The sequence below is a fragment of the Mucilaginibacter sp. P4_D1 genome (assembly GCF_056401935.1).
This window is the reverse complement of record NZ_JBFUIJ010000018.1, coordinates 114,393-123,212: the sequence shown is the minus strand read 5'-3', so window position 1 is coordinate 123,212 and position 8,820 is coordinate 114,393. Positions and strand designations below refer to the sequence as shown.

The following is an 8,820-nucleotide window of genomic DNA, read 5'->3' as shown; positions in this document are numbered from 1 at the left end:
AGCCCTTGGATTCCAGTTGTGGCTTCTCATATCCTAATGGAGCAAGGTTCTTTTCTTCCAGGTAAATGTTCAATTGCCCGCTCTCAGATGAGCGAACATCCATAAGTTCAAAATATTCTAAAAGACCTTCAGGTAAGATTAAACGGACAAGGGTTTCGTATGCTGCTGACAAGGGTATTCGTATTTGTTATTCCTGTCGCAAAACAAATACTTTTTTTATTCCCCCACAAGAATTCCGCTTGATCCCAACTCAGCAGCTATTACTTTTAATTATTAAAGCTGCAATTGATTCAATACCGGTTTACTCAATCCGGATAATTGATCTTGCTCCGGTTTTAATAGTTCCAGTACTGCAATGTCGTTATGTCCTTTTTTTAGCCACTCTGCAGGCAGGTATAGCGTTTGCTGCGGGCCGATGTTCCAATACCGCCCCAGGTTGTGTCCGTTTACCCAAACCACACCTTTACCCCAGCTGCTTAGGTCGAGGTAGGTATCTGCAACCTTGCTAAGGTTAAAGCTTCCCTTTTTAATTAGCGGCGAATGGGAATTATGCTTAACTGTACTAAACTTAACCGCATTTAAATTACTGAAGGGTAATGAATACATTTTCCAATGCTGCACTTCGCTGCCGGCAAAAAGCACCTTTTGGGTAATGCCTTTTTTGTTTTGCAGCAGGTATTTGCCAAAGTTTATGCGGCCAAGGTTTTCAACCAAAATATCCAATGTTGCTTTGCCGGCGGGTATGGTAAGGGTTAAACTATCCTGGTTTAAACGGCGGTCAAGTGTGCCAACGGTTTTACCGTTAATCATTACTACAGCGTAATCTCTTAATTCTTTAAGTTTAAGCACGCCCGCTTTACCTCCAACGATTGTGCTTCGATATAACACAAAACCATAGTCCTGGCGCAGGTCTTCAAAAGTAAGCGGGGTAATGCTGGTTTTGGGGATCGGTAAGGCGTTCAGCACACTTGCCGACTGAACGAATTTAATTGCCGGTATAGCCATTGCAGGTTTCGCCGCAGGTACAGCAGGCAGCTTCACGGTGGCAGGCAGGTGTTTTTGTATCACTTCCCTGAACTTCATAAACTTTGAGGTGGCATTACCTGCCTCATCCAATGGGGCATCGTAATCATAACTGCTTATTTGTGGCTCGTAAGGTGTGCCGTCTTTATAATTGGCGCCGTTCATGAATCCGCGCGTCGTACCGCCATGAAACATATACATATTGATAGATATACCTGCTGCCAAAACAGAATCAAGGTGGCCTGCATACTGTTCGGCTGGTACAGTATGGTGTTTGGTGCCCCACCAGTCAAACCAGGCTGGGTACCATTCGGCAATATAGTATGGCCCTTTGCCGTCATGGTTGTCGTTGATTATCTTTTTCACCTTAGCGGGGTCATCCAGCCCGTTAACGGCCGGCAGCAGGCCGGGCAAATGGCCTTTTACCAAATCGGGCGCCGGATCGCAGGTGTACAGTAAGCCATCAAAGCCGGCTTCTTTAAAAAATTTTTGGTTGATAGATAAATATTCTTTATCGCTGCCGTACGAGCCATACTCATTCTCTATCTGCACCATTAATATGTTACCGCCATGGTTTATTTGCAGCGGGGCCAATTGTTTGCCTATTTCTTTAATATAACTTTCGTATTCTTTAAGGTACCGGGCTTCTTTACTGCGTACTTCCAACCCTTTTTCGTTTTGCAGCCAATAAGGATAGCCGCCGAATTCCCATTCGGCACAAACGTACGGGCTTGGTCGCAATATTACCCACAGCCCTTCTTCCCGGGCTATCCTTACAAATTCGGCTACATCGTTATTTCCGGTAAAATCGAATTTACCCTTTTGCGGCTCGTGCAAGTTCCAGAAAACATAGGTGCCTATCGTATTCAGTCCCATTGCTTTGGCCATTTTCATACGCGAGCGCCAGGCCTGGCGGGGTACACGGGGGTAATGCATCTCGCCCGATATCATCTGGAAAGGCTTGCCATCCAACAAAAATGATTCATTGCCCAGGGTAAAAGTATGGGTTTGCGCAATTGTACTAATGACATTTAAAAGGAACAGTATAGATAGGATAAGGTGTTTTAATTTCATATTGGTGTTATTAAAGCTGTTTATATTTTATAATAGTGCAGTTTAAGTTATAATTGATTTGTAGCGATCAAAAAAAAGATATACCATTTAATGATGTGCCACCTGATTGTTGTGCTTGGCTAAAACCCATTGCCCAACTTTAACACCTTGAATTATGCCATTGTCAATAGCATCTTTAAAGTGAATACCCCCCCAAAACCGCGACATACCGGCCTCGGTAGCAGCCTGTGTAAATGAATTAAAACTGCGGGGGGTAAGGCCATATTTTTCTTCCACGTTATCTGTATAATGAAAATTGTCGCCAAAATAATGCGTAAGTATCACCGCAGATGCTGACGATATTACAGAGTGACCGCTAATATATTCGGGGAATGGAGGGGTTTGCAGTAGCGGTTTCCAATTAACATCAATATATTTTCGGATTGCGGTTTCAGGGCGTACCCTGTTGGTGCGGTACTTGTCGTCCCAGCAGCATATAAAACCATCCAGCAACCCGGTTGCCACCATGGTATGAATTTCCATGGCTTTTGAAAACCCGGTTTTTGCCTGTCGGCATGCAATGCCGGTAATTCCCATCCAATGTGCCCCTGGCGAAATCTTTTTCAGGCCTATCAGCATGTGCCCATTGTCCTGAACAGCAAACGGATTGCAATCCCAAAAGCCTGCTATTGTTCTCTGTTCGGTAGTTAATCCTTCTGCGCTTGCTTTATAGTTCATCATCATGAATTTATAGAAGGCACTGTTTTTATCTTTCGAGAAAGGAATTGGAGGTGCTGGCAGAAACTGCGAGGCAGAATCAAGTGTAAGCGGACGGATGGTATTGAAATAAGGTTCAACCGGGGCCATGTAAGCCGGTGGGGTAGGGTCCCAGGTGCCATCTTTGCCAAGTGGGGTATACCTTGTATAATTGCTTATCCTGTTGTATTTATCCTTTTTGGCATAAGCCAGTATCTGTTTACTTATAGCCTGCGCGTAATGTTTTGAGCTGTCAATAACCTCATCTGTAAAACCTATTTTTTTGCACGAATCCAAAAAACTCTCCTCGTACTTAATTAATAAACTGCCCGATGGCTGCATTTTGCCCGCGGTTTCCATCATGGCTATCAATGCGCTTAACTGGTAGGCATATCCCTTAGCGTAAGCCGGTTTTTTAACAACGGGGTATTCATTTAAAATGCCATGCATGCTTTTAACACTTTTGTCATTTTCTGACACTACTTCATACCCGGCAAGGCAGGTGTATGAAAAGAAACGGGCTGCCAGCGGGGGATTGGTTACATCATGGATCATAATAACCGTCATATGATCAATCACCTTGGTAATATCGGCACTTGTTAAAGCCGGCGGCACCTGCTTTTTACCACAGCCGGTATATAAAATGGCTGCCCCTAAAAGCATGGTTGATAAAAAAGCCTTCGTGCTCATATAATTAAAATTCTTTATAGGCTTTTACCCCTTGTTGATTAATTCCGAAATATAAAATGTGGTTAATTTCAAGCACACTTCTTACATCTCCCCATAGTTTAAAGCCCGACTGAAGTTGAGGTATGTATTCAAAATGTCCCTTGCCATCGCCTTTTAACAGCATGCCATAATTGGCGTCGTATTTGCCTAAACGGAGCCTGGCCCTGTTAATGTTACCACATAAAAGTAGATCCTGGTTACCATCATGATCGTAGTCAAGACCGGTTATTGTAAAAACGGGTGAATACTGAGCCTGTAAAGGCAGCGGCGATGAATGTAGCTTGCCTTTGCTGTCACTTAAGAAAAGAGTGGTAGCCAGGTTATTGGCCTGCAAATGGTCAGCCCCTTTTAACTCTAAAGCTGTAAATATATCTGTAAGTGTGGCATCAGCATAACTCTTATAATCAGGGAAACGCGGGCGCATGATACTGAGTTGTTCTAACAGCTCGTCCCGCGAAACGTATGGATAACTTTGGTGCTGAATATAAAAACAAAAGATGGGGTCAACAGCGCCATTGTCGTCAAAATCCTTATAGTACATTTCTGCGGGTTCGTTGTCACTGGCTTTGCATTGGGTATTTAATCCCTGGTTACCAACAATCAGGTCTGGATGCCCATCGTGGTTAAAATCTTCTATCAGAATTTTGTTCCACCAGCCGCTGTTTGGCTTATCAAAATAGGCCTTTGTATTATTTACAAGCTTCCCGCCTTCATTGATTAATACGGTTACCGGCATCCATTCTCCAACTAAAACCAAATCCGGTTTTTTATCTCCGTTCATATCTACCCAGGCGGCGTCAGTCACCATACCTATATGTTGCAGGGCAGGGTTATATTTTGCGGTTTCATCGGTGAAATGCCCTTTGCCGTCATTTATTAGGATATAACTTTGAGGCGTTTCGGGATACCTGCCGGGTATTACCCTGCCGCCTACAAATAAGTCGGGGTGTCCGTCGGCATTAATATCGGCTACTCTTACACAGCTTTTACTACTGCGCATTGAAGGTAATGCATCTTTTGCCTTTGTAAAATTGCCTTTTCCATCATTTAAATAAAGCCTGTCCTGTAATAAAGGGTCATCAGCTGTATAATTATCGTAGCCTCCGGAAGCTACATATAAATCCGGTTTACCATCGCCATTGGCATCCAGGAATACTGCATCTCCATCGTTGCTTTTTTTATCTGCTTCAAAAGCCGGCTGTGATTTTGCGGCAAAATTACCCCCTGCTTGCTGAATATACAATGTGCCTGATTGTCCGCTGCTGCCACCCACGTACACATCTTCCAGGCCATCGGCATTTACATCGCCTTTTATCATACACGGGTTTGTGAATGATAATGGGTTTACCATTAGTGGCTGCCGTTTAAAATCATTAATTGCGTTTTTTTCCTGTTTATTATTTATGGGAGAAGCCACTTCTGCGAAAACTGGCTTTACAGGTTTCGGTAGCAGAGAGGTGTTAACTGCATTTTTTTCTTCAAGCGTTAATTCCTGATTGGCTTTTATATTTTTTAAAACCTGCTCTTTTCCCTGCTGCCATACTATCCGCAATGAATCAACCTCATGATCCTTACCCAGCCCGAAGTGCAATATTGGCGAAACGCTTGATTGAAAGCCCCGGCTTGGCATTTGCTCCAGGTATTGCTTTTTATTTTTTATGTAAATGGTAACTTTCGCCCCCACACCCTGCGTGTTTTTAGCCGCACCGTTTAGTTTAAGTTGCAGGTAGTGGTTGTTTACTTGTTTGTCTGATTCATTTTGATAGATAAATGCCGGTTGATTAATATTGTTGGTTACAAGGTCTAAATCTCCGTCATTATCAAGATCGGCATAAACTGCGCCGTTGCTGTTTGACGATTGTGTAATACCCCAGGCAGCGCTGGTGTTGGTAAAAGTTAAATTGCCATTGTTTTTGAAAAGATAACTTTTTACTTGCGAAGACGGCATTTGTTGTACCAGGGTATATATATCTTTCCGCATCAATCTTCTGTCTTTCAAAAAATCGCCCATATATTTCACAAAATCCATGTTAGTGAAATCGCGGGTATAGCCGTTGGTTACAAACAGATCTTTCCAGCCGTCGTTATCATAATCGGCAAATAGGGGAGCCCAGCTCCAGTCGGTATTTGAGATACCCGATAGTTGCCCTGTCTCGCTGAAGGTGCCGTTACCATTATTCACTTGCAACATATTGCGCATGTACTGGTAATAGAACCCCGTGCGAAGAGTTAATCCGAATTTTTCGTAATTATCTGGTGCAAATAATAGCTTTTGCCTGTGATTATCTTCAGGGAGCATATCCAGCGTGAAAATATCGGGCGAGGCATCGTTGTTAATATCAGAAACATTATTTCCCATCGAAAACTGGGAGGTATGCCCTACAGATGTTTGTATTTTATTGGTGAAAGTGCCATCACCATTGTTAATATAAAGGAAATCGGGGATGGTGTAGTCATTAGATATATAAATATCGGGCCATCCATCGCCATTAATATCGGCTATTCCTGCCCCAAGGCCATAGGTTAAATCAGAACTGCTTATACCAGCCTGTTGCGTTACATTTTTAAAAATATTATTGTCGTTTTTATACAATCGCACTCCATTTGGCGAATCTGATTTTTTTAAAATAGCTGTTGTGTTTACTTCATCTAAAACAGGCAGCTGAATTGGGCTGTGGTTTAATAAAAACATATCCAGGTCGCCATCCCTGTCGTAATCAAAAAAAACGGCCTGTGTGCTGTATCCGGCATCTGCAAGTCCATATTGTTGTGCCTGTTCTGTAAAATGCGGAACACCGTCTTTGTCATTTCCACCGTTAATAAAAAGTTGATTTTGTCTTTTCTCTGCTTTTAGGTTTCCTGAATAGCAAACGTAAATATCCAACTTGCCATCGCCATTTACATCGGCCATGGTAACCCCGGTTTTCCAGGGTCCGGGCCGGCCGGCTACATCGGCTGCGGTTGTAATATCGGTAAACTGCATGTGGCCTTTATTGAGGTACAATTTATTATCGGTCATGTTGCCGGTAAAATATATATCCAATAAACCATCGCCATTTAAATCGCCGGTTGCAACACCGCCACCATTGTAAAAGTATTCATACATCAAAACGTTGGTATTTAAGCCTTCGGTTAACGTATTGCTGAAATCAACGTGTGTTTGTTCGGGAGTGAGTAAGGTGAATAAAGCGTTGCTGCTGGTGCCGCCTTCCCCTTTATTTTCGGCCGGGTGCCCGCAACTTGTTAATGCAATAACTCCGATTAAAAGAAGTTGTGGAAATAATTTAATGTATGTGTTCACCAAGCGCCGTTTAAATTAATGGACTAAAACTTTAAAAGAATGCCGGTATTTTACCACCGGCATTCTTTAGGATAAATATATAAGAATTTTATACCCCTTTAGTTGTATCCGGGATTTTGAACTAACTTCTTATTTTTGTTAATCTCGTCTCTGCTAATAGGTGGAAAATAAACCTTGTCCTTCCACGTACGGTTTTCAACTCCAGGATCAAGTTCCTGTACCGTGTAGGTGTAACTGTAGTTATCGGTATTGTACCTATAAACGCTCACCGATTTTCCCGGCTTTAAAGTACCTGTAATTTTTATAATTTTTGCTTTATTGCCAAGTGTTTGCGGACCAATCAGCCAGCGGCGAGCATCATAAAACCGTTGCTCTTCAAACATCATTTCAACATTTCGTTCGTTCCGGTACCGCTGTACCAAAGCATCACCTGCGTCTGTGATCGCCGGCATACCCGAACGGAAACGAATCTTATTGAGCCAGGTGCGGGCTGTGCCTTCGTCACCCAGGGCTAAGCACGTTTCTACATAGTTAAATACAACTTCAGTGTACCTGATCATAGGCGATGGTACCTCCTGACGTGTGTTATTATCAACAATAGCCGGATTAGGATCCATGAACTTCCTGATAGCATATCCTGTACGGGTACCGTTCCAGTTTTCGATAGGACCGTTCCTGGTATCCAAACCAAAGTAAGCGATAGCACCGCTGCCTGCGCTGCCGGTTTGGTAGGTACCCATTTGAATCTCATTATAAGGGTCTATACCCGCACCGTCAGCCGTACGCGGTTTCCATGGGGCACCGTCGTATAGAATGGAAGCATAAAAACGAGGGTCCCTATTTTGATAAGGTGCTGCAGCTTCAGTTGGTTTGCTCCAGTCGAACTTGGAGCCGTCCATCATCTCATAGTCGTCTACCATGTTCTGGGTAGGCTCGCTTGATGTCCAGCCATGGTAGCCGTTAGTACAATTGTTACGGGCATACCAGGCACCCCACTCGTCTTTGGCGTTGGCGAAATAACGGGCAAACAAAATTTCTTTTTCGCCGCCATTTCTTGATAAATAAGAGTTTTGATAGTTGGTAAAGCCGTCGGCTGCAGAAGCCGGCGCAGATAAATCAAGTGCATAGCCATAGCCTAAATTCAACACTGCCTGTGCAGCGCTTTGCGCTTTTTTCCAACGGCCATTAACGTCGGCTGTAGTATATCCCAACAACTCGTAATTCTTAAACGTTGCATCAAGCGCGCTCATTTTTGCTTTCGCGGCTGATCCATCCGACATATCATGCAAAGGACTGGCGGCATATAATAACACCCTAGCCTTTAAGGCCAAAGCCGCATCACTTGTGGCGCGTCCTTTTGCTAATGCTTTACCTTGCAGCAGGGTACTGGCTTTGTCAAGGTCGCCTACTATAAAATCAACACAATCAGAATAGCTGCTCCTGGCAATCGTAAAGTCAGTAGCGCTGGCCGCATAGGACGATTTTACAAGTGGAACTCCACCATAATAACGCAGCAACTGATTATAATAGTAGGCGCGCATAAATAAGGCTTCGCCCATTAGTCTGTCGGCCAGCGTTTTATCAATTGTAGATTTGGCCAATTGTTCTAAAGCAATGTTAGCAGACCTTATCCGGGCGTACATTGAACCCCACTCATACGTATGGGGCACGTTACCCAGGGTGGCGGGGCTTATATTCCCTTCCATTATGTTCTCTTTTCCAAAATTATAGAGTGCATTATCTGTTTGGCAATCGAGGTTCTCCTGATTGAGCTCCCCTTCATACAAGCCGTTATACAACTCCGTTACAAAACCTTCAGAGAGGTTTGGATCTGCCCAGGTAGTTACTGATGATGCCTGGTTCAATGGTGTTGTATTTAAAAACTCCTTTTTACATGATGCAAGCAGCACTACCGACAGTATCGCGATTGTTGAAATATTTCTTATAAATGTTTTCAT

Annotated in this window: 4 protein-coding genes; all 4 read right to left on the bottom strand. The window is 43.4% G+C overall.

The genetic code is table 11. The annotated features are described in order from the left end of the window. Positions 1-273 precede the first annotated feature (273 nt). The 4 genes from AC1DV1_RS17110 to AC1DV1_RS17095 all read right to left on the bottom strand — a co-directional run bounded on the left by AC1DV1_RS17110 (position 274) and on the right by AC1DV1_RS17095 (position 8,820). Positions 274-2,097 carry a glycoside hydrolase family 35 protein gene (locus AC1DV1_RS17110; RefSeq protein WP_477361337.1) on the bottom strand — a complete coding sequence of 608 codons (1,824 nt, stop codon included), beginning with the start codon at positions 2,095-2,097 and terminating at the stop codon, positions 274-276. A gap of 87 nt (positions 2,098-2,184) precedes the next feature. After that, a complete protein-coding gene (locus AC1DV1_RS17105; protein WP_477361335.1) occupies positions 2,185-3,522 on the bottom strand; it encodes a vanadium-dependent haloperoxidase in 1,338 nt (445 codons plus the stop codon). Positions 3,523-3,526: 4 nt separating this feature from the next. Further along, a complete protein-coding gene (locus AC1DV1_RS17100) occupies positions 3,527-6,862 on the bottom strand; it encodes a VCBS repeat-containing protein (RefSeq protein ID WP_477361333.1) in 3,336 nt (1,111 codons plus the stop codon). 98 nt (positions 6,863-6,960) lie between these two features. Continuing rightward, positions 6,961-8,820, bottom strand: a complete 1,860-nt coding sequence (locus tag AC1DV1_RS17095) for a RagB/SusD family nutrient uptake outer membrane protein (protein WP_477361330.1) — start codon at positions 8,818-8,820, stop codon at positions 6,961-6,963.